Here is a 19,443-nt window from a genome sequence, read left to right on the forward strand (position 1 = left end):
TATACATCTAATTAGGAATGAAAAGACCTTAACAAGAGTGGCATGTTGTTAAGGTCTTTTGCTGTATTTATCCTGTCATGTGGCTACTATGCTGAAGGAAGATCCCTTTTTCCCATATCACTGAACATGCCCGCGTAGAACTTTACTTCCCCTGCTTCATTGCGGATCGCTGTAATACTCAGCCATTCCAGATATATCTCTCCGTTTTTCTTCCGATTCCATATCTCTCCCTGCCAGTACCCTTGCTGCTTCAGATCAGCCCACAGCTGTTCGTAGAACGATTTATCCTGTTTACCTGATTTCAGCAAGCTCGGCTTCTGTCCCACCGCTTCATCGGATCGATAACCGGTGACTGCCGTAAATGCCGGATTCACTGAGCGAATAACGCTGTTTGTATCCGTAATCAGGATAGCCTCAATCGTATTTTCCAGTATGCTTGCGGACAGCTGAAGCTTCTCTTCGTAGAACATCCAGAAGACAAGTACCAAACTTACCAGTGCAACCATGGAGAGTGCCATGAATCCAATCGCATAGTGACCTGTCATGCTGTAGAGCAGCGTCAACATTAGTGGCGGGAAAAAGCCACCGAGTCCCCCCATTGCAGATATAATACCGTTAGCGACACCTGGTTGTTTAACGAAATACATTGGGACCAATTTAAAAATTGTTCCGTTTCCTGTACCAGCGCATAAGGCGACGGTCAGGCAGCCAACCGTATACATGTAGATTGACGGCGCGAAGGATAATACGATCGCCGCTACCGTTAAACCACCGAATACAAACATCAGTATTTTAAAAGAATTAAATCGGTCTCCAAGCCAGCCACCGACCGGACGCATAATGGTAGCAACCAGGATGAATCCCGCTGTGCGTATCCCTGCATCCACTTTATCCATCTGAAAGTGACTGACCAGGAAATTGGGAAGGTACACGGTGAATGCTACGAAGGAACCAAAGGTCAGGAAGTAAAATAAACAGAGCAGCCATAATTTAGGGCTACTCGATACCGCTTTTAATTGTTGAATTAGCGGCACGTTAACCCTTGTTTCCTGTTTGTCGCCCAATACAAAATTCAAAGCGGCCATTCCCAGCAGCAAAATGCTGTACAGAAGAACCGTTTTGGACCATCCTATGTGATCCGCAATCAGCGGGGCACCAAAAGCAGACAATGCCGTTCCCAGATTACCGATACCATAGATCCCATTAACAAACCCATGTTTCTCTTTTGGATAATATTTGGGCAGTGAAGTTACGCCTACAGAAAATACCGCCCCGCCAATCCCGAGAAAAAAACCACCTATAATCAAATCCAGAAAAGAAGTGGATCGACTGATCCACCATACGGGCGCGAGCAGCAGAACAAAACTGATCATAAAAATATTGCGCGCCCCATATCGGTTCGTCCAGTATCCAATGGGGATACGGGCAACGGAGCCAATGAGGACAGGGATGGCTGTAGACCAGGCTAGCTGCGAAGAGGTTAACGCAATATCCTCCTTAATAAATGGCATTAAGGAAGACAGTATAACCCACACCATGAAGCCCAGAATCAAACTTGCCGTCTGTAAGGGCAGTTGGACTTTGCCTTTGTTTTGCATCTACATCGCCCTTTCTTTGTTCGGTTTTGATTTTGGATCCGGATAAACAGATCCGTCACGTCTGCGGTACAATACGTAGCTTCGCTTGAGGTAGCCGAGCGGCATGCTCAGCATATGCACAAGACGCGTAAACGGAAAAACGCAGTACAGGACAAACGAAAGCAGGATGTGTACTTTAAAGTTCATAGGCACGGTCTGCATCAGCGTTGGATCAGGCTGAAATACCATCAAACCGCGCAGCCAAGGGTTAATGGTCGTACGGTAATCAAAGCCCGTATGGTTCATCGCATTTACAGATGTCGCCAATATGCCGGTTATGATGACAACAAGAAGCATGATGAGGGCCATCCAGTCCCCTACACTGCTCGTCGCTCGTACTTTGGTGGCCACATATCTACGCACCAGTAGTATGACTCCCCCGGCAAATGCGATAATCCCCGCAGGCAACCCGCCCGCTATGGCAATCAGATGATAACCTTCGTCACTTAGCCCGATCCCGCGATAGAATTCTACCGGAATAATTAATCCGGCAATATGGCCGCAGATCACTGCGAAGATGCCAATATGAAACAGCAAGCTTCCCCATTTCAGCATGCGTTTTTCTAACATCTCACTGGACTTGGATGTCCAACTGAACGGATTCGTCACGTACCTCCATATGGTTGCAGTGACACAAAAAATGAGAACCATGTATGGTAGAGCCCCCCATAAGAACAAGTCCGGTGTACTCATCGGCTTCCCCTCCCCATCCAGTTTGGCACGGTATGGGCTGCTGCAGAGTGGTCATGAACTTCTTCGTCAACATGAGCTGACTCAGGGATAACCTTCAGAACTTGCTCCAACAATGGACCGTAGGGACTCTTCTGCCCTAATACACTATCTGTGATCGTTACCAAAGACTTATAACAACTCGATATCACTCCAAAAGCATCTTCAGAAGGAGCCTCCGCTATAAATTCAAGCACCATGGGTAAATAATCGGGCAGTTCATTCAATTCCATGTAAAATCCCGCAGCTTCGTATCTGCGCTTTAATTCAATTAGTGCCGGTCCACGGTCTCTTTCGTCACCATAGAGAGCATAGGTTAAGTACAGATTTGATTTTTTGTCAAAATCAAACGTCCGTACGTATCTGTCCTGCCAATGCGTGGAATCCACTGATTCCGCTTCGCCCACGAAGGTCAGAAGAACTTTTTTCATTGTTTCACTCGTGAGGGATTGCACAGCAGTTCGGACACCCTGCAGTCCTTCCCTCCATGCAGGATCTGGATATTGCAGCAGATAGGAGGTCAGCTTGCATGCTTTTCTGGCCTCATCCATTGGTTCATCCGATGCCTGACTCCATTCCGTATTCGTATTGGTCGCCATCGTAGTCGTTGTCTCCTCTCCCATCAGAATACACCGCAGGAACCTGGACCCCCTGCAAAATCAAGCCCGCAGCTCCCTTGTTCCTTGAAGAGATCCGCTACTTCTTCCCGATGAGCAGGCGGGATCACGAAGCGGTCATTATATTTGGCAATGGCGAGCAGTCGGTACATGTCTTCAACTTCCTGCGTGTCCATCCCCACTAGCTTAAGCAATGCAGGATCACTGGTTTTTCCGGTTTGCTGATTCCGCATGTGAATCCGCATTACCGCCATTTTGCGCAGTACATCACGAATTCGTTCCGTGTCTCCTGCAGTGAGCAAATTGGCCAGATATTCCACAGGTATGCGCATATCGTCAATGGCAGGGAAGATATCACTCGCATCCAGTGAACTCCCCTGTCCTTCAACCCGATTCGTGATTGGACTCAGTGGCGGAATATACCATACCATCGGTAGGGTCCGGTATTCCGGGTGAAGCGGAAGCGCTATGCGCCAGTCCACAACCATTTTATAGATAGGCGACTGCTGAGCAGCGATAATCCAATCTTCCGGAATGCCGGCCTCCCTTGCTTCACGAATTACGTCAGGGTCATGCGGATCCAGGAAGATATCCATTTGGGATTCATATAAATTCTGTTCATTCTCCGCAGAAGCCGCCGCTTCAATACGGTCTGCATCGTACAACATCAGACCAATGTAACGGATACGACCGACACAGGTCTCTGAACAAATCGTTGGTAAACCCGCCTCAATCCGCGGAAAACATAAGGTGCATTTCTCGGCTTTGTTGGTTTGCCAATTGAAATACACTTTTTTGTAAGGACAGCTGGACACGCAGAATCTCCAGGCACGGCATGCGTTTTGGTCGACCAGTACGATGCCGTCTTCTTCCCGTTTGTACATCGCTCCTGAAGGGCAGGAAGACACACAGGAAGGATTGAGGCAGTGTTCACAAATTCGCGGAAGGTACATCATAAACACCTGTTCAAAATCCATTTTGATCGATTCCTCGACACCCTTCATGTTGGGATCTTCCATCCCCGTTACATGGGCACCTGCCAGATCATCCTCCCAGTTGGGTCCCCACTCCAGGTTCATGTATTCACCCGTAATTTGGGATTTGGGTCTCGCCACAGGCTGATGCTTTTTCTCCGGACTGCTCGTTAGTTTCTCATATTCATAGGTCCAGGGTTCGTAATAATCGTCGATGGTCGGCTGATCGGGATTGTGGAAAATGTTAAGCAATCGTCTGGCACGTGTGCCCGACTTTAACTCAAGCTTGCCATTCTTCATTTCCCAACCGCCGCGATACCGCTCCTGATCCTCCCACTGTTTGGGATAACCTACCCCTGGTTTGGTCTCCACGTTATTCCAGTACATGTATTCCGCGCCCGGTCGGTTCGTCCACGTGTTTTTGCACGTTACGCTGCACGTATGGCATCCGATACATTTATCCAAATTCATGACCATGCTGACTTGTGCTTTAATCTTCAAGCCAATCCACCTCCTGCAGTTTTCTTATGATGACATTCAGATCACGCTGGTTGCCTGTTGGGCCATAATAATTGAATCCATAGCTTAACTGGGCGTATCCGCCAATCATGTGGGTCGGCTTCACATGAATCCTCGTCGGACTGTTGTGCGTACCTCCACGTGTTTGCGATATTTTCGTTCCGGGAACGTTAATATGTCGATCCTGGGCGTGATACATGAACGCCATTCCACGAGGAATGCGGTGGGTGACGACTGCACGGGCAACGACTACACCGTTCCGGTTAAAACATTCGATCCAGTCATTATCGACGAGTCCTGCCTCTTCGGCATCCTCATGATTCATCCAGATTGTCGGGCCACCTCGGAACAGGGTCAGCATGGGCAGTGCATCATAGTACATGCTGTGAATCGACCACTTGTTGTGCGGAGTCAGATAGTTCAGGACAATTTCCTTGCCACCTTCGATTGGACGTTTGCTGCTCGGATGAAAAGGTGTATGTTTCAGTACAGGTTTGAACGTCGCCAGTGTCTCTCCAAACTCGCGAAGCATCTCATGATCAATGTAAAATTGCTGTCTGCCTGTCAACGTGCGCCAGGGAATAAGCCGTTCCACATTGGTTGTAAATGGCGAGTAGCGTCGGCCGCCCTTCTCCGAGCCGCTGAATGCGGGTGAAGTGATAACCGTTTTGGGTCTGGAAGTAATCTCATCAAAAGTAAAACATTCTTCCGATCGCTCTTCAGCCAAATCCTTCAGATGTAAGGCCGTTTTTTGCTCAAGCGACTCCCAAGCACGTACCGCCATTTTGCCATTTGTTGTTGTGGAGAGCGTTAGAATGGCTTCCGCCACATTTCGGTCCGTACTCAGATCAGGACACCCTTGCCCCACTCCCGCTTGCCTGCGCGTACCCAAAATACCCTTGAGCTTCTCATATTCTTCGCTTGCTGACCAAGAGATCCCCTTGGTTCCAATGGGTTTATCCTTGACCACAGGGCCAAGAGTGATCATCTTGTTATATACCGCCGCATAATCACGTTCCACAATCTGAATGTGAGGCATCGTTTTGCCCGGAACAGGTTCACATTCTCCTGCACTCCAGTCCCTGATCTCGCCATAAGGTTGAGCCAGCTCATCAGGTGAATCATGCAGCAGCGGTGTCGCCACAATCTCATGCTGGGGTCCGTCGAATTGCTGCGCAGCCATCTCCGAGAAGACACGTGCAATCTCCTTGAATGTGTCCCAGTCCGAACGGGACTCCCACTGCGAGGCGACTGCCGGATTAAACGGATGTACAAATGGATGCATATCCGTGCTGCTCAGGTCACTTTTTTCGTACCAGGTTGCCGCTGGCAAAACAATATCGGAATACATCGCTGTTCCCGCCATGCGGAAATCCAGGTTGATCATCAGATCCAGCTTACCCTCGGGTGCTTCGTCCACCCACTCCACGTGTTCTGGCCGGAGTCCGTGATCATCATCGTTCAGCAAACCGTTCGTCGCACCAAGCAAATGCTTCAGGAAGTACTCATGACCTTTCCCCGAGCTGGAGATCAGATTCGCTCTCCATACGAACAGTACTCGCGGGAAATTCGCAGGGTTATCCGGCTGCTCAATGGAGAACTTGAGTTTTTGACTTTTCAATTCGGATGCCACATATGCACCGATTTCGTCTTTCGTTACAGCTCCGGAATCTATAGCATCCTGATGCAGATCAATCGAATTCCGATTGAATTGTGGATAGGACGGAAGCCAGCCCATGCGAGTAGCCATGACGTTATAATCAGCAACATGCTGGAATCGGGGTTCACCCTCCAGTGCCGAAGACAGCTCGCCTACTTTCGTTTCTTCGTATCTCCATTGATCTGTTGCAAAATAGAAAAACGATGTACCGTTCTGAAGACGGGCTGGCCCTGTCCAGTCACGGGCAAAGGCAATTGTCTGCCACCCCTCCGCAGGACGAAGCTTCTCCTGTCCGACATAGTGAGCCCAGCCCCCACCGTTCACGCCCTGACAACCGGTCATAAGAATCAGATTGATAATCGCTCGGTAGATCACGTCCGAGTTATACCAATGGTTGATTCCAGCTCCCATAATAATCATGGAACGCCCCTGGGTATCGATCGCATTCTGGGCAAATTCACGTGCAATCTGCACCACAGTTTCCTGCGGAACGCCTGTAATCTGTTCCTGCCATGCGGGGGTGAAAGGCTTCTCGTGCTCGTCATTCAGCTGACCATTCACTGCATCATACGCTGTAGTCCTTCGAGCACGCCGCATGTCAGAGTTTGTGATTACTTCGGCAGAATCTGCGGAACGTGTCATTTCACGTTCTACTCCGTATTTGGCAAGAACCAGATCATACACCGCTGTAACCATAATCCAGTGATCCTCAAGCCAGATTTGACGAACAGGAATTTGACGTTCCATAACATGTCTTCCCTCGTCGTCAAAATAAGGCAGCTGAATCGTGACCAAGTCATGATGTACCCCTAGAAGAGATAACCGTGGATCAATGGGTTCCCCATTCTCGACCTGTTCCATTTTCAGATTCCAGGTCCCTTCCTCACCCCAACGGAATCCCAGGCTGCCTTTCGGCATCGCATATGTACCGCTGTTTTCGTCATAGACGAGTGTTTTCCAGGCCATATTGTTGCCCGTAATGCCTAAGTCTTCCCCGACAAGAAATCTCCCTGCTGTATGAACCCCGTTCTTCTCCTCAACGATCAGGAGATTAGGAAAATCCGTATATTGTTTGGCATACTGCATGAAGTATTCCGTAGGTTGTTCAATATAGAATTCTTTGAGAATCACATGTCCCATAGCCATGGCAAGAGCTCCGTCGGTTCCCTGTTTGACTGACATCCATGTGTCCGCAAATTTGACATATTCAGCGTAATCCGGGCTGATGGATACGACCTTCGTTCCCCGGTAGCGTGCTTCAGCCAAAAAGTGAGCATCAGGTGTACGAGTCATTGGCAGGTTGGAACCCCAGACGAGAATATACCCGGAATTGTACCAGTCGCTGCTCTCCGGCACATCGGTTTGATCACCCCAAATCTGCGGTGAGGCCGGAGGCAGATCGGCGTACCAGTCGTAGAAACTGAGCAGTGGCGATCCCATCAGGGACAGGAATCTTGAACCTGCGGCATAACTGACCATCGACATGGCAGGAATAGGCGAAAAGCCGATAATCCGATCAGGTCCGTACTGCTTGATTGTATGAATAAGGGAGGCCGAGATAATCTGCGTTACTTCACTCCATGACGCACGAATCAATCCGCCCTTGCCTCGAACAGACTTGTATTTTTTGACCTTATCCGGATCATCTGCAATACTGGACCAAGCCTTGACGGGATCACCATGCAGCTGAAGTGCCTCACGCCACAGATCCAGCAATGCTCCCCGAACGTATGGATATTTGACACGCAGCGGACTGTAAAGGTACCAGGAAAAACTCGCTCCGCGCGGACACCCTCTTGGTTCAAATTCCGGCATATCCGGACCCGTGGAAGGATAATCGGTAGCTTGCGTCTCCCAAGTGACAATCCCGTCTTTCACATAGATCTGCCAGCTGCAGGATCCGGTGCAATTCACGCCATGTGTCGAACGCACGACTTTGTCATGCTGCCAGCGTCGCCGATAGACGTCCTCCCAGTCCCGGTTTTCGGGTGACATCTCGCTCCATCCTTCTGCATTCTTTTCACGTTTCGCAAAATATTTAAGTTTCCCCATCCACGGTGTGCTTTGCTTACTCATTGTTTTCCTCCTGCTAATATGACATGTAGTTTCAGATCGGAATAACATCCCTTGCCGACATTTATCACTTACATCCAGCTAACCTCCAATTTGGGACATATGTCGGAGAGACGGAACACCTCGAATTTCTTCGCCTTTAAGAGCTTTGAGCATGTCATGCGTTTCGGGCTTAACCCCCAGCGCTCTAAGAAACATGGCTTGAACCGCACTGGCATTACCGACATGTGGACGTACGTTGAATTCATCCGACCAATAAAGGCAGGGCTTGATATTGCCGTCTGCCGTAAGTCTCAATCGGTTACATGTACCGCAAAAGTGACTGCTTACAGGATGAATCAGACCGAATGTGCCCGCCGCTCCTTCAATACGGTAACTATCTGCCGGTCCATGGCTATAGACATCACAGCTTTTGTAATTCCAGCTGTTCTCACATGTATCCAGTACATGCTGCAGTGACATAAAACCCGATTTCCAGGCTTCTCCGCTCTCCCCTATGGGCATGTATTCGATGAAGCGAACATGTATCTCTTCATCGAGAGTCAAGCGCAAGAAGTCCTCAACCTCGTCATCATTCACGTCTTTCATAAGCACCACGTTCAGTTTGATTGGCTGCAGACCGGCTTTTTGGCTGGCTCTTACACCATCGAGCACCCGTTTCAGCTTGCCTCCCCTGGTAATTCGGGTAAACCGTTCAGGTTGCAGGGAATCCAGACTGATATTTACTCTTGTCAGCCCGGCTTCTTTCAGACGATCCGCGCATGCGGCCAGATATATGCCATTGGTTGTCATAGCGATATCCTCAATGCCAGGAATCTCAGATAAACGGGAAATTAGCCCATCAAGTCCTTTTCGGACAAGAGGCTCCCCGCCGGTCAGACGCAATTTCCTGATCCCAAGCGGAGCAAGCGCCTGAACAACCGAGACAATTTCTTCATGTGTCATGATCTGATCCGGTGGTTCAAACTGCATCCCTTCCTCCGGCATGCAGTATACACAGCGCAGATTACAGCGGTCCGTAACCGAGATGCGCAGATAATCATGAACTCTTCCAAAAGGATCAACCAGTCCAGCTTGCATCTCAAACTCCCCCTTCCTCTGGGTGTAATTTCACTATGGCGGGATGGAGGGATTCACCTTTCCTCTCATCACTTGTCATCTTGTCGCTAAATATAAGGATGTCTCTGTAACGTAACTGTGCAAAATATCACAATGAGTGAAACATAATGCACATGATCTATATCTCAATCTCCCGCAATCCCGGTTCCAAGCAGGAATCCGTAAAAAATGAGGCAAGATTATGACAAAACAAAATGTGTGAGCACGCTCACACAGGGGACCGTACATATTTTCTATACTCAGTTTGCAACACCACACTAAACCGATCCAGGAGGAACAACCTATGAACACATATGCAGCAACAATTAACGCAACCGAGTATCCACCGCATCTGAAACATAAAATCATCTTCGAAACGTTCAAACAATTGCCGCAAAATGAGGCCATGCTGCTTATCAATGACCATGATCCGGTGCCTTTGCGATTTCAATTTCAGTCCACTCATCCAGAAGGTTTCACCTGGGAATATATCGAACAGGGGCCATCTGTCTTCCAGGTCAAAATCAGTAAATTGTAAATGGATGGACCAAACAGAGCACGAACTTATAGGAATGGATGTGAGCCATATGTCTTCAACGGATAACCGAATCATTGAACTCGATGTCCGGCCGCATTTAAGCAAAAAGCTTGAGCCGTTCCAACTCATCATGAACACCGTCAAGGGGCTGGACCCCATGGATGTTTTTGTGCTCCACGCTCCTTTCAAGCCGACACCCCTGCTCGGCATACTAAAAATGAGAGGCTATTCCCATTCATCGGAACGAGTCAATGCTGAGCACTGGCGTACCACATTCGTACATCGGAAAAATAAAACGTGGTCCAAGGAAGGGACGTTTCATACTGCAAAAGACCTGAACCAGGAAGAAACTCCTACTGGCTGTGCCGGAGAGCCTGACTCAACTGAATTTACTTACAGCTCTGATGAGATGCCCCTGTCCCCAACCATCACATTGGATAACCGGGGATTGGAGCCGCCACAGCCAATGATGAGAACCCTCGCCGCACTAAAGCGCTGTGAGCCTGGTCAAACGGTTCTCATCCATAATGACCGTGTTCCTGTATTTTTGATGGAAGAACTGAATAATCTCGGATGCTCTTACACCGTAGAGGATCAGGCGGATGGTACAGCCAAGCTAAGAATCGTAAAAGGATAAGGGAGGGTAACGCCATGTCCAGGCTGCCATTTTGGTTTATCGTAACAGGCATCCTCGGATTTATCGCGTACCATGCGTTTTCCCTTCTGTCCCTGACAGGCTGGCTTGGTGATGAGTTACGAGGGCCGGAAGGATGGTTCCATGCCCATCTGTTTGTCTTGGGATGGGCGACCATGCTGGCCATGGGGGCTGTATATCAACTGATTCATGTGATTTTGCAATCGGATATTTATAGTACACGGCTTGGTTACATCCATTACGTGATGTTTAGCATTGGCGTCACTGGCATGTTGTATGGATTCATTCAGGCAGATGTACGCTGGCTTGCAGGTTTCGCTACCTGTGCCCTGATTGGAATTCTGTTGTTCGGATGGAATATGGCGGTCACGTTATTTCGAGCAGCGCAATGGAATCCGATTACGGTAAGTACGGCTTGTGCTTGTCTTTATTTGGTTCTTACCGGCCTGACGGGTATGTTAATGGGCTTGAATTTTGCATTCGGACAATGGAACGGACTGCATGAACGAATATTCGGGGCTCATATCTGGATGGGGACCATCGGGTGGTTCGGCATGTTAATTACAGGATTCAGCTACAAAATGCTGCCCATGTTCTATCTTTCGCACCATTATCCGGTTCGGCTTCAAAAGATAGTCCTGTTGTTGTGGAATGCAGCTGTCATTACAGGCGTTGTGGCATTTCTAGCTGATATGAAACGAGGCTTGCTCTGGCTCGCACTCCTGCTGCTGACAGCAGGTATGCTTGTGTACGTCTACCATTTGGAACAAATACAGGAGAAACGTCACAAAAACAATCCCGGCCCAGGCATACGCTGGTCAGTCTATGTAAGCCGTGCACTGGCAGCATTAATGGTCGCTCTGTTGATCTATGCATCACAAGGACCGGAACTGCTGCTTCATCCGCGGGTAGTCCTTCTGGCAGGCTGGGTCTATCTTGGTGGATGGGTCTCATTAACCATTCTGGGTTATGCTTCGAAGATTGTCCCCTTCTTATGGTGGACACACAAATATGGCAAGCAAGCCGGAAAACCAGGAACACCTCTTATGGCTGGTATGTTAAATCAGCGTCATGTGAGCTGGGGTTTGATTGCCATGGCTACTTCCAGCCTTCTGCTTGTCAGTGGGGTATTGATCAATCTGGCAGAGGTGATGATGGTCGGTGGTACTCTTTTATCGATTTTCTCCATGGCTTATATCTTCATGATCGCAAGGGTGTTCCAACATTAAGAATAGAAATGGAGCGTGGAACATATGGAACAGACGCAACAGGTAAACCCACTGCTTGTGTACCTTAAGGAAGTATACGACCCGGAGCTAGGCGTTAACATTGTTGACCTTGGGCTCGTATATGAAGTGCAGGAGGAGCCGGAACGGGTCTCGGTCCGCATGACCTTGACTACACCAGGCTGCCCGCTGCATGATACGATTCTCGGTGCTGTGAAATGGGTACTGCAGGAGCATACAGACCATAAAGATGTAGATGTACAGTTGGTATGGGAACCTCAGTGGTCTCCCGATATGATGTCGAAAGAAGCCAAGGAAATGCTCGGATATTTTTAAATGGGTAATCCAAGTGGCTCCTGATGAGCATATAGACACGATAAAAAACGTACTACAACTCTGCATACATGAGAGTGTAGTACGTTTTTTGCTAGGTATACGTTTTGATAATTTTTATGAAAAATCTACAGGCCTTGAGTGACTCCGAACCATTTTATATGTCACGGGCGTACGATTCATCGGGCACCTTGTTTAATACAACAAACAACCGAGCTTCACGGTTTCCCGTGTTATGGAATGCAAATGTGTCTTCTCCACTACAGCAGATTACATCTTCCTGTTGTACTTTCTGTTCGACTCCATCCAATATAATTGTTCCTTCTCCTTCAATAATAAGAACCAGCACATCCGATCCAGGATGTTTATGGACAGGCAGTTGTTGTCCGGGCAGAAAATGCAGCGCAAACGTGACCCCACCATTCTGCTGAAACAGAATGCGTTTGGTAAAACGTTCGGTCTGAAACTCCTTGACGGCTTGCAAAGAAATCTTGCTCATGATGATTCCTCCTTCTCTAATCTTAAGATGAATTCATCATAAAGTACAATAGCCGGGATCACCTTGATTAGAATCAAGGAATCCCGGCTGGCTCAATGATTAAGTGTTGATCAGCATTGCCCTCAATATGATCTATACCATCATTTTTCTCAACGAAGAGATATATTTTGCACGAATAACAAAGAAATAAAGAGTCTGTGCCAACAAAAACGCACCAAACACGGTTAACACAGGAACGGTATAGTTGGCAATCCCGAATTGAGTCAGGAACGGTCTAACCACAACCAGTGTTTCCACAATCGAGATTAAAAGGGGAAAGAAAAAGAGAATTGCAATCTGTTTCGTAGATGATCTCTTCATCTCCTGGAAACTGAGTCCCATCTTCGAAAGCGAACGTACCATTCTTCCATCTGCTTCGAGATCCGTGTGCAATCGGAAATATAGAAAACTGGCTGATGAGATTGAGAAAATCAGACCAATGAAAATACCCAAAAAGGTAATCAGCGCTGTCGTCTGTCTGAATTCCTCAAAATCCGTATAACGAGTCGTGAAATAGCCGGAAAACTCCTTATCCGCAGAGTGTTCCCTTATTACTTCATCGATGTCTTTCAAACGATGACTGACCAGAGCTTCGGATGAATCACGATCCGGTACAGATTGGCCCCATGATGGGATTTGATAAAGATATTTGCCTGAAAGCACTCGCTTATCCATGGATTTCGTGAGCTCGTTGTATTCCTCATCATTGATTACCACCATCGCTGTTGAATAGAGAAGATCGCCAAATACCGGATCCTTTTCAGTATGCTCTATATTGAGCTCAAGAGTCTCTGATACGGTATTTAATACGAGCTGCTCCCCAATCGTATAAGGATGAAATCTCTCATGCTCCAGCGGCCTGTCCTCATTTCGAGAGTCAATGAAAATTGCTGCGTGATCTGTCAGCGTATACGTCGGTTTCTTCCGTATGGTATTCAACGCATTGTACTCACCTAGTGACAACAGTGTTACCCCGCTGTCATTCGTGCTCGCATAAAAATACTTCAGGTAGACTTCCTGATATTCCAGATTTGCTTCATCAAGCACTTCATTAACTGGAGCCATATTGGGCTGATCTAATGCACTGTATACATTGTAACGAATCGGGAACGCATTGTCCTTGAATACCTGGCGATTTTGCTGATCCAGGGATAGGATGACTACAGCGCTCATCGATGCGATGGCAATCACGACCGTCACCATAAACAGCATTCGTGCATTGTCCTTAATCTTGTAACTCATCTCCGAAATCCACAACAATCGAGTTCCGTGCCACACCCGCTTACGGTTGCGTTTCATTAATCGAATAGCCAGAACCGAGAGCTGAGAGTAGAAGAAGTAGGTCCCGGCTATACCTGCTACCGCAGCGATCAGTATATTTCCACCAGATAAATCACTGTATAGAGCTATAAAACCAGCCGACAGTAAGGCCAGCCCTATAAGGGAGAGCGGCCAGGATGCTTTGGGTTCCTTTTTGGGTTTACTCGTACCTTTTAACAACTCAAGCGCCCGCTTGTTACCGATAAAGAGCAATGTGAACAGGGAAATACAGAAAAATAACAGCAAAAAGGCACCCACCGTAATCAAAATTGCCTTTGTCGGGAAATAAAAGGGCAGATCCTCCATACCGATAAACCGTGTAGTGAGCATAAGGAACAGCTTGGACAACAACATGCCACCACCTATGCCAGCCACAATGGACAGGGAACCGATCAGCATATTTTCCATGATGACAAGTCTTCGAATCTGTCCTGGTTCTGCACCCAATATGATCAAGATGCCGAATTCCTTATTCCGTGATTTTAGAAAGGCACCGATGGAGTACATGACGAAAAAGATCGCAAATACATACACAATAATTGAGGCGATTTGCATTCCAGACGCCGTTGTCTTGCCAATCGGCATATTCGCCACATAAGGATGATAGCTGAATACCGCATAAGCGAAGAAGATCATAACCATGAATACACTGCTCAGAAAAAAGGCAACATACGCCCGTCCATTCCGCCGAATATTATTAAACGCGAACTGAGGAAAGTTCATGTGAATTACCTCCCCAAAAGGATAGGGTATCGATGATCCGCTGGAAGAAGGTTTGACGGTTATCCCCACGGTGGACTTCTGCAGCAAGTTTCCCATCCTTGATAAAAACGATGCGATGACAGAAACTGGCGGCGAGTGGATCATGCGTCACCAGCATAATGGTCGTTTTCTCCTGCTGATTAATCTGTTCAAGTGATTCCATCACGGCTTGTGAGGAGGTGGAATCCAATGCCCCTGTTGGTTCATCCGCGAGCACGATCGATGGCATGTTAATCATGGCTCTGGCAATGGCGGTACGCTGCCGCTGTCCGCCTGAAATTTCATAAATGCGTTTGTCTAGAATATGATCAATCCCGAGCTGGTTCGTGATTCGAGTCAACCTGCTCTCCATTTCCCTATACTTCACCTTGTCGAGCGTTAGGGGTAATACGATATTCTCTGCAACCGTCAGGGTGTCCAGCAGATTAAAATCTTGAAAGACAAATCCGAGTTCCCTGCGCCGGAACATGGCGAGTTCTTTTTTTCTCATTTCAAAAGGATTTTTGCCGTTAATGAGCACTTTGCCCGAACTAGGCTCATCTATCGTAGATACCATATTCAGCAACGTCGTTTTGCCACTTCCTGAAGGACCCATAATGCCAACAAACTCACCCTGTTTAATAGACAGATGAATATCGCTAAGTGCCTGAGTTTGTACTTTACCCTGGTAAATTTTATTCAGTGCCGAGACCTGTAACATCTCCATATCTATTTCCCTCCAATGGAACCAATCTTATTGTTCCTTGATCTTATCTTTATCGTAACCTACCTCCCGCATCGCTGCTATCGAATAACCTTAAACTTTCCTTACAACAGCTTTAAGATTATGTTCCCCTTGCACTGCAACTGTTTTTATCTACAAAAAAAGCACCTCGCCCTCAGGCAAAGCGCTCTACTTTTGATCCGCCCAACTGAAGCGGACCAGTGTCCCTTCGTCCAGTTTGGAGAATAGTTCAACCTGGTTTCCCAGACGTGTACTGATCGCGCGAACAAGATATAACCCCATCCCGGTGGACTCATGATACTGCCTTCCCCTCTCCCCTGTGAAGTAAGGGTTAAACACGCGATGAATGTCTTCCGCGGATATGCCAATTCCTTCATCCTGAATGTCCAATACGGTTCGGTCACCCTTAAGGTAGGCGGTCATAATGACCTTTTGGCCAGATCTGCTGTCCGAGTAGTTAACGGCATTGGTCAAAATTTGGGTAAACATAAAACGTAACCACTTGGCATCACTGTATATGTGGAGCTCCTCTTTAATCCGGATGTCCGGTGTGATACCTTTGCGAATAAACAGGCGACGATTTTCAGCAATACTTCCTCGGATCACTTCACCAAGAGAGAGACGCTCTACACGAAAGTCTTCTTCAAACTGCTCCAATCTGGAAGAATGAAGAACCATCTCCAGCCCTTTGCGCATTTTGTCCAGTTCATCCTGAATGCTGCCAGCTGTCTGATCCTCTACATCCTCCAGTGTTAATTGAATGATCGACAATGGTGTCTTCATCTGGTGAACCCAGCGATTCATAAAAACGACCTGCTGCTCGTTTCGAGTACGCAGTTCACCCATTTCTTGCTGTTGATTTCGTTCTTGTTCGTGGAGTACCCCTCTAATGGCTTGCGCCATTGGAGCATAACCCAGCGGCTGAAAAGGTTCCCTGACCAGATCGTTTGGCTTTTGAAGCGCGCGATAGACATGATGAAGCTGCGCATAACGCACAATCAGATACACGACAAAGATAACCGTGCTGATCAACATGCCGTACAGGACAATACGAATAGGACGAGCTTCGCCCGAAAGCCAGTATACTGAAGGGACTATCAGCATCTGTAGCAAATAAAAGCCAATCAGGGGTAACTGGTCTCTGAAGAAAAGTTTCATTTACAATCCCTCCTGAGCAGCCGTGCCCAAATCGAGTAAACGATAGCCCGCTCCCCGCACCGTCTCCAGCAAATCCTCTACACCCAGATCTTTCAGCTTGCGACGGACTCGGGTAATATACACATTCAGTGTATTATCATCGATAAAGTGCTGATCTTCCCACATCAGCTCAAGCAGTCGTTCGCGGCCCACCACCCGCCCGGCCTTGCTCATTAATGCTTCAACCAGGACAGATTCTTTTTGGGTCAGCTCCACAGTTAGATTTTGATGTTCAAGTACGAACCTTTCGGGATACAGCACCAAGGGTCCATTTCGGACTTTTAACTCTTGCTGAGCTGCAGCATATGTTCCGTACGCCCTACGCAGCTGGCTTCGTACCTTGGCCAGAACCACTTCGTATTGGAAAGGTTTGGTGATATAATCATCCGCACCATGTTCGAGCGCCATAACCTGATCCATTCCGCTGTCACGTGCTGAAATAAATAAAATTGGACATATGGAATGCGTGCGGATCTGTCTGCACCAATAGTAACCATCAAATTGCGGAAGGTTCACATCCATCAGGACCAGATCCGCACCGACTTCCAAGAATTCATCCAGAACATGACGGAAATCATCCACGACATATACCTGGAAACCATTTCGGTTGAGATATGATGACAATAAGCCTGCGAGCTTAGCATCATCTTCAACCAATAATATCGATTGCATTGTATAACCTCTCTTTCCACACCAGAATGCCCTGTTCACATCTAGTATCCCATTCTAGACCGAAATGGCCCGGAAATAAAGGATCAGACAACGAGACGTCCCCGCTTCTCTGCAAGACCAATGGTGGCCTCCACCCCGGAATTGAATTCGAGAAAGTCCTGTTCCACCCCATCGCTAAATATGACCCCATCCTCGGGCATTTGCGATACGATCCGCAGGGGCTGTTTCGGGTGAACCTGACCAAACACCAGGTTAACTGCTGTTGTCCGGCTCGGGAACGGTTCACGAACTGTAAAGTACAAATAGGGCGCATCCCACCCAAAGTTCTCCCTTTGATTCCCTCGGGCAACCGGACTAACAGCGTTCACATCATCATTGATGTGCATATGCTTCCAAGCTTCGGACCCCACAATACCGGCTGCTCCAGCCAACACACTCTTGAACCAGCCTGTCGATCCGAGCCCGGTGGAAACTATAATACCGCTCGATGACTGCTGTTCTACCGAGGAACCCAAACGGACCTCATACCTGGCTGAGACATGGGTCTTCCGTCCGATGAACAGATCGTTAACCCCATACAGAAACTGTCCATCGTTAAGTTCCACTTTTGCCAAAGTTACTTCTTTCAAGGAACGCTGTTTACGCATCACATCCGGAATAATCATCTTCAGATCCTCCACCGTAAAAGGAAGAAGTACGCCATCCCATCGCATGGGATCGGGATTCACACCGATGAGCGGCTGTTCCGTCACATATTTGAGCGTATTCGCCACCAGTCCATCCTGCCCTACAACCACAACGATGTCCTGTTCTCCGAATATAAAATTGGGCACATGTTCCCGGTCAATGGTCTGTACCCGGCCGAGTTGACCCAGCTGATGCTGGGCCTGCTGCACGGAATGTCGATAACGTCGATCCTCTTCAATATAATCACTGAAATCGGCACCAAGACGTTCAATGTAAAATTGGGCCTGCTGCACCGTGTTATAACGCACTACGAGTTCTTCCAATCTTGTTCTGCGTTTGACCAGAATCAGCTTGGCATCGCCAAGATGGTTTTGGTCAGCATGCTGTGTAAGTGTAGACTTATTGGAGTGCCCCAGTCTCATCGTACATGGCCTCCCCTCTCTCTTCCAGGTGTCGACATTAAGCCTTGCAGCAGATCAGGTGAAATGTTGAGCTGACCAATTTTCCCTGCATTCTCTGCCAACTCCTGAAATGCCAGGGCAATCAGTTTATCCGAATTCATTCCCATATTGGCCATTGCTTGAAGTACATTCGGTTCAACATCCTGCAATGATCTCATAACGGCAGCAATTTCATAGGCTTTCGCATCCGCTTCAGCATTTTGGTTGGCAATGGTCAATTCAATGAGCTGCTGTTTCCGTTCCTCCATGGCCGTGTTGAATTGAAGCTGCTCCTGCTCCATTTCATTTTCTTTCTGTTTGACCGAACGCTCCGCCTGTAATTGTGTCTCCCTGATCTGCTGCTTTTTCGTTTCCACGGCTATTTCCGTATTAAGTTCGTTTTCCTTCACTCGTCTCTCCTGCTCAATGGAGGCATTGCGGCGCACATATAAAGCCTCATCCGCTTGACGTAAAATTTCTTCCCGTGCCTGTGCCTCCAGCGCCCGCATCGTTTCCTTATTCGGCAGAATGGCCAGTATGGATAAACTCATCAGCTCAACGCCCAATTTTTCAAGCTCCTCACTTTGCACCACTTCGCGCTTCATGCTGCTTGCAAGCCGTTCACTGGATTGAATGGCCTCCTTCAATGGCATCTGCTCCAAGTGCTTCTTGGTTAATACTTTGGCAGTCGTAATCACACGTTGATCAAGCTTGCCAGGATCGTCAGAGATATATTTGTTTTTGCGTAAGTTGTACGTGTAATTTAAGCTTTGCGTTATTTTCAGGTAATCCACGATGCGGTAGCTTAATTGGCCCTGAACTGTCACCGTTTGATAGTCCGCCGTAATCTCTTCGAACATAAACGGAACATCGACGGATGATACAGGCAGAACAACAACCGACGTTGTAGGCTCATAATAATAAAAGGACAGTCCTACACCTTCGCGCTGCACCTTGCCGTTTTTAATTTTCATTACATATTCACTGGGTTGAAACTTCACGAACCGGAATCCAAACATCGCTCATTCCCCATTTCTTAATAAT

General features: G+C 47.8%; 17 protein-coding genes. 4 read left to right on the forward strand and 13 right to left on the reverse strand.

The genetic code is table 11. From position 1 onward, the window contains the following. Positions 1-86: 86 nt before the first annotated feature. From CHH60_RS25915 to moaA, 6 genes are all read right to left on the reverse strand, one after another. Positions 87-1,598: a nitrate/nitrite transporter gene (locus CHH60_RS25915; protein WP_095361830.1), complete on the reverse strand. Its 1,512-nt coding sequence runs from the start codon at positions 1,596-1,598 to the stop codon at positions 87-89. After that, on the reverse strand, positions 1,599-2,330 hold the full coding sequence (gene narI / locus CHH60_RS25920; protein ID WP_095361831.1) for a respiratory nitrate reductase subunit gamma: 732 nt from the start codon (positions 2,328-2,330) through the stop codon (positions 1,599-1,601). Next, the gene (gene narJ / locus CHH60_RS25925; RefSeq protein WP_176476214.1) at positions 2,327-2,965 is read right to left on the reverse strand and encodes a nitrate reductase molybdenum cofactor assembly chaperone; all 639 of its coding nucleotides are present in this window, start codon (positions 2,963-2,965) and stop codon (positions 2,327-2,329) included. The genes narI and narJ overlap by 4 nt, the downstream gene beginning before the upstream one ends. A 23-nt stretch (positions 2,966-2,988) precedes the next feature. Further along, the gene (narH, locus tag CHH60_RS25930; protein WP_095361833.1) at positions 2,989-4,458 is read right to left on the reverse strand and encodes a nitrate reductase subunit beta; all 1,470 of its coding nucleotides are present in this window, start codon (positions 4,456-4,458) and stop codon (positions 2,989-2,991) included. Next, positions 4,448-8,212, reverse strand: coding sequence for a nitrate reductase subunit alpha (locus CHH60_RS25935; protein WP_095361834.1), 3,765 nt, complete (start codon positions 8,210-8,212; stop codon positions 4,448-4,450). Before CHH60_RS25935 ends, narH begins: the two co-directional genes overlap by 11 nt. Positions 8,213-8,290: 78 nt before the next feature. Then, positions 8,291-9,289, reverse strand: coding sequence for a GTP 3',8-cyclase MoaA (gene moaA, locus CHH60_RS25940; RefSeq protein WP_095361835.1), 999 nt, complete (start codon positions 9,287-9,289; stop codon positions 8,291-8,293). Between the two features lie 322 nt (positions 9,290-9,611). On the opposite strand from moaA, the gene CHH60_RS25945 reads away from it, so the two are divergent. Genes CHH60_RS25945 through CHH60_RS25960 form a run of 4 tightly spaced genes read left to right on the forward strand, consistent with a single transcriptional unit; the run spans position 9,612 to position 12,062 of the window. After that, the gene (locus tag CHH60_RS25945; protein ID WP_095361836.1) at positions 9,612-9,845 is read left to right on the forward strand and encodes a DUF2249 domain-containing protein; all 234 of its coding nucleotides are present in this window, start codon (positions 9,612-9,614) and stop codon (positions 9,843-9,845) included. A 49-nt stretch (positions 9,846-9,894) separates the two neighbouring features. Next, on the forward strand, positions 9,895-10,482 hold the full coding sequence (locus CHH60_RS25950) for a DUF2249 domain-containing protein (protein WP_095361837.1): 588 nt from the start codon (positions 9,895-9,897) through the stop codon (positions 10,480-10,482). A 14-nt stretch (positions 10,483-10,496) separates the two neighbouring features. Further along, on the forward strand, positions 10,497-11,729 hold the full coding sequence (locus CHH60_RS25955) for a hypothetical protein (RefSeq protein ID WP_095361838.1): 1,233 nt from the start codon (positions 10,497-10,499) through the stop codon (positions 11,727-11,729). Between the two features lie 24 nt (positions 11,730-11,753). Next, positions 11,754-12,062, forward strand: coding sequence for a metal-sulfur cluster assembly factor (locus CHH60_RS25960; protein WP_095361839.1), 309 nt, complete (start codon positions 11,754-11,756; stop codon positions 12,060-12,062). Positions 12,063-12,216: 154 nt separating this feature from the next. On the opposite strand, the gene CHH60_RS25965 is transcribed toward CHH60_RS25960, so the two are convergent. From CHH60_RS25965 to CHH60_RS25995, 7 genes are all read right to left on the reverse strand, one after another. Next, a complete protein-coding gene (locus tag CHH60_RS25965; RefSeq protein WP_095361840.1) occupies positions 12,217-12,558 on the reverse strand; it encodes a cupin domain-containing protein in 342 nt (113 codons plus the stop codon). Between the two features lie 132 nt (positions 12,559-12,690). Next, complete coding sequence (locus CHH60_RS25970; protein WP_095361841.1) at positions 12,691-14,640, reverse strand: FtsX-like permease family protein; 1,950 nt, start codon at positions 14,638-14,640, stop codon at positions 12,691-12,693. Next, complete coding sequence (locus CHH60_RS25975; protein ID WP_095361842.1) at positions 14,615-15,385, reverse strand: ABC transporter ATP-binding protein; 771 nt, start codon at positions 15,383-15,385, stop codon at positions 14,615-14,617. The genes CHH60_RS25970 and CHH60_RS25975 overlap by 26 nt, the downstream gene beginning before the upstream one ends. Before the next feature lie 186 nt (positions 15,386-15,571). After that, positions 15,572-16,561 carry a sensor histidine kinase gene (locus tag CHH60_RS25980; protein ID WP_095361843.1) on the reverse strand — a complete coding sequence of 330 codons (990 nt, stop codon included), beginning with the start codon at positions 16,559-16,561 and terminating at the stop codon, positions 15,572-15,574. After that, positions 16,562-17,272: a response regulator transcription factor gene (locus CHH60_RS25985; RefSeq protein WP_095361844.1), complete on the reverse strand. Its 711-nt coding sequence runs from the start codon at positions 17,270-17,272 to the stop codon at positions 16,562-16,564. Between the two features lie 83 nt (positions 17,273-17,355). Then, positions 17,356-18,381: a sugar kinase gene (locus tag CHH60_RS25990; RefSeq protein ID WP_255248093.1), complete on the reverse strand. Its 1,026-nt coding sequence runs from the start codon at positions 18,379-18,381 to the stop codon at positions 17,356-17,358. Beyond that, positions 18,378-19,418 (reverse strand): SPFH domain-containing protein, encoded by a 1,041-nt coding sequence (locus CHH60_RS25995; protein ID WP_095361845.1) that lies wholly within the window; start codon positions 19,416-19,418, stop codon positions 18,378-18,380. Before CHH60_RS25995 ends, CHH60_RS25990 begins: the two co-directional genes overlap by 4 nt. Positions 19,419-19,443 lie beyond the last annotated feature (25 nt).

Origin of the sequence: Paenibacillus sp. 7523-1, from assembly GCF_002276415.1 — a bacterium.
In the GTDB taxonomy this organism is placed as follows: Bacteria; Bacillota; Bacilli; order Paenibacillales; family Paenibacillaceae; genus Paenibacillus; species Paenibacillus illinoisensis_A.

Excerpts from the sequence above, each read along its gene's own strand:
- CHH60_RS25970 (WP_095361841.1), bottom strand. The coding sequence starts at position 14,640 with ATGAACTTTCCTCAGTTCGCGTTTAATAATATTCGGCGGAATGGACGG.
- moaA (WP_095361835.1), bottom strand. The coding sequence starts at position 9,289 with ATGCAAGCTGGACTGGTTGATCCTTTTGGAAGAGTTCATGATTATCTG.
- CHH60_RS25980 (WP_095361843.1), bottom strand. The coding sequence starts at position 16,561 with ATGAAACTTTTCTTCAGAGACCAGTTACCCCTGATTGGCTTTTATTTG.
- narJ (WP_176476214.1), bottom strand. The coding sequence starts at position 2,965 with ATGGCGACCAATACGAATACGGAATGGAGTCAGGCATCGGATGAACCA.
- CHH60_RS25995 (WP_095361845.1), bottom strand. The coding sequence starts at position 19,418 with ATGTTTGGATTCCGGTTCGTGAAGTTTCAACCCAGTGAATATGTAATG.
- narI (WP_095361831.1), bottom strand. The coding sequence starts at position 2,330 with ATGAGTACACCGGACTTGTTCTTATGGGGGGCTCTACCATACATGGTT.
- CHH60_RS25935 (WP_095361834.1), bottom strand. The coding sequence starts at position 8,212 with ATGAGTAAGCAAAGCACACCGTGGATGGGGAAACTTAAATATTTTGCG.
- CHH60_RS25960 (WP_095361839.1), top strand. The coding sequence starts at position 11,754 with ATGGAACAGACGCAACAGGTAAACCCACTGCTTGTGTACCTTAAGGAA.
- CHH60_RS25975 (WP_095361842.1), bottom strand. The coding sequence starts at position 15,385 with ATGGAGATGTTACAGGTCTCGGCACTGAATAAAATTTACCAGGGTAAA.
- CHH60_RS25985 (WP_095361844.1), bottom strand. The coding sequence starts at position 17,272 with ATGCAATCGATATTATTGGTTGAAGATGATGCTAAGCTCGCAGGCTTA.
- CHH60_RS25955 (WP_095361838.1), top strand. The coding sequence starts at position 10,497 with ATGTCCAGGCTGCCATTTTGGTTTATCGTAACAGGCATCCTCGGATTT.
- CHH60_RS25950 (WP_095361837.1), top strand. The coding sequence starts at position 9,895 with ATGTCTTCAACGGATAACCGAATCATTGAACTCGATGTCCGGCCGCAT.
- CHH60_RS25965 (WP_095361840.1), bottom strand. The coding sequence starts at position 12,558 with ATGAGCAAGATTTCTTTGCAAGCCGTCAAGGAGTTTCAGACCGAACGT.
- CHH60_RS25990 (WP_255248093.1), bottom strand. The coding sequence starts at position 18,381 with ATGAGACTGGGGCACTCCAATAAGTCTACACTTACACAGCATGCTGAC.
- CHH60_RS25915 (WP_095361830.1), bottom strand. The coding sequence starts at position 1,598 with ATGCAAAACAAAGGCAAAGTCCAACTGCCCTTACAGACGGCAAGTTTG.
- CHH60_RS25945 (WP_095361836.1), top strand. The coding sequence starts at position 9,612 with ATGAACACATATGCAGCAACAATTAACGCAACCGAGTATCCACCGCAT.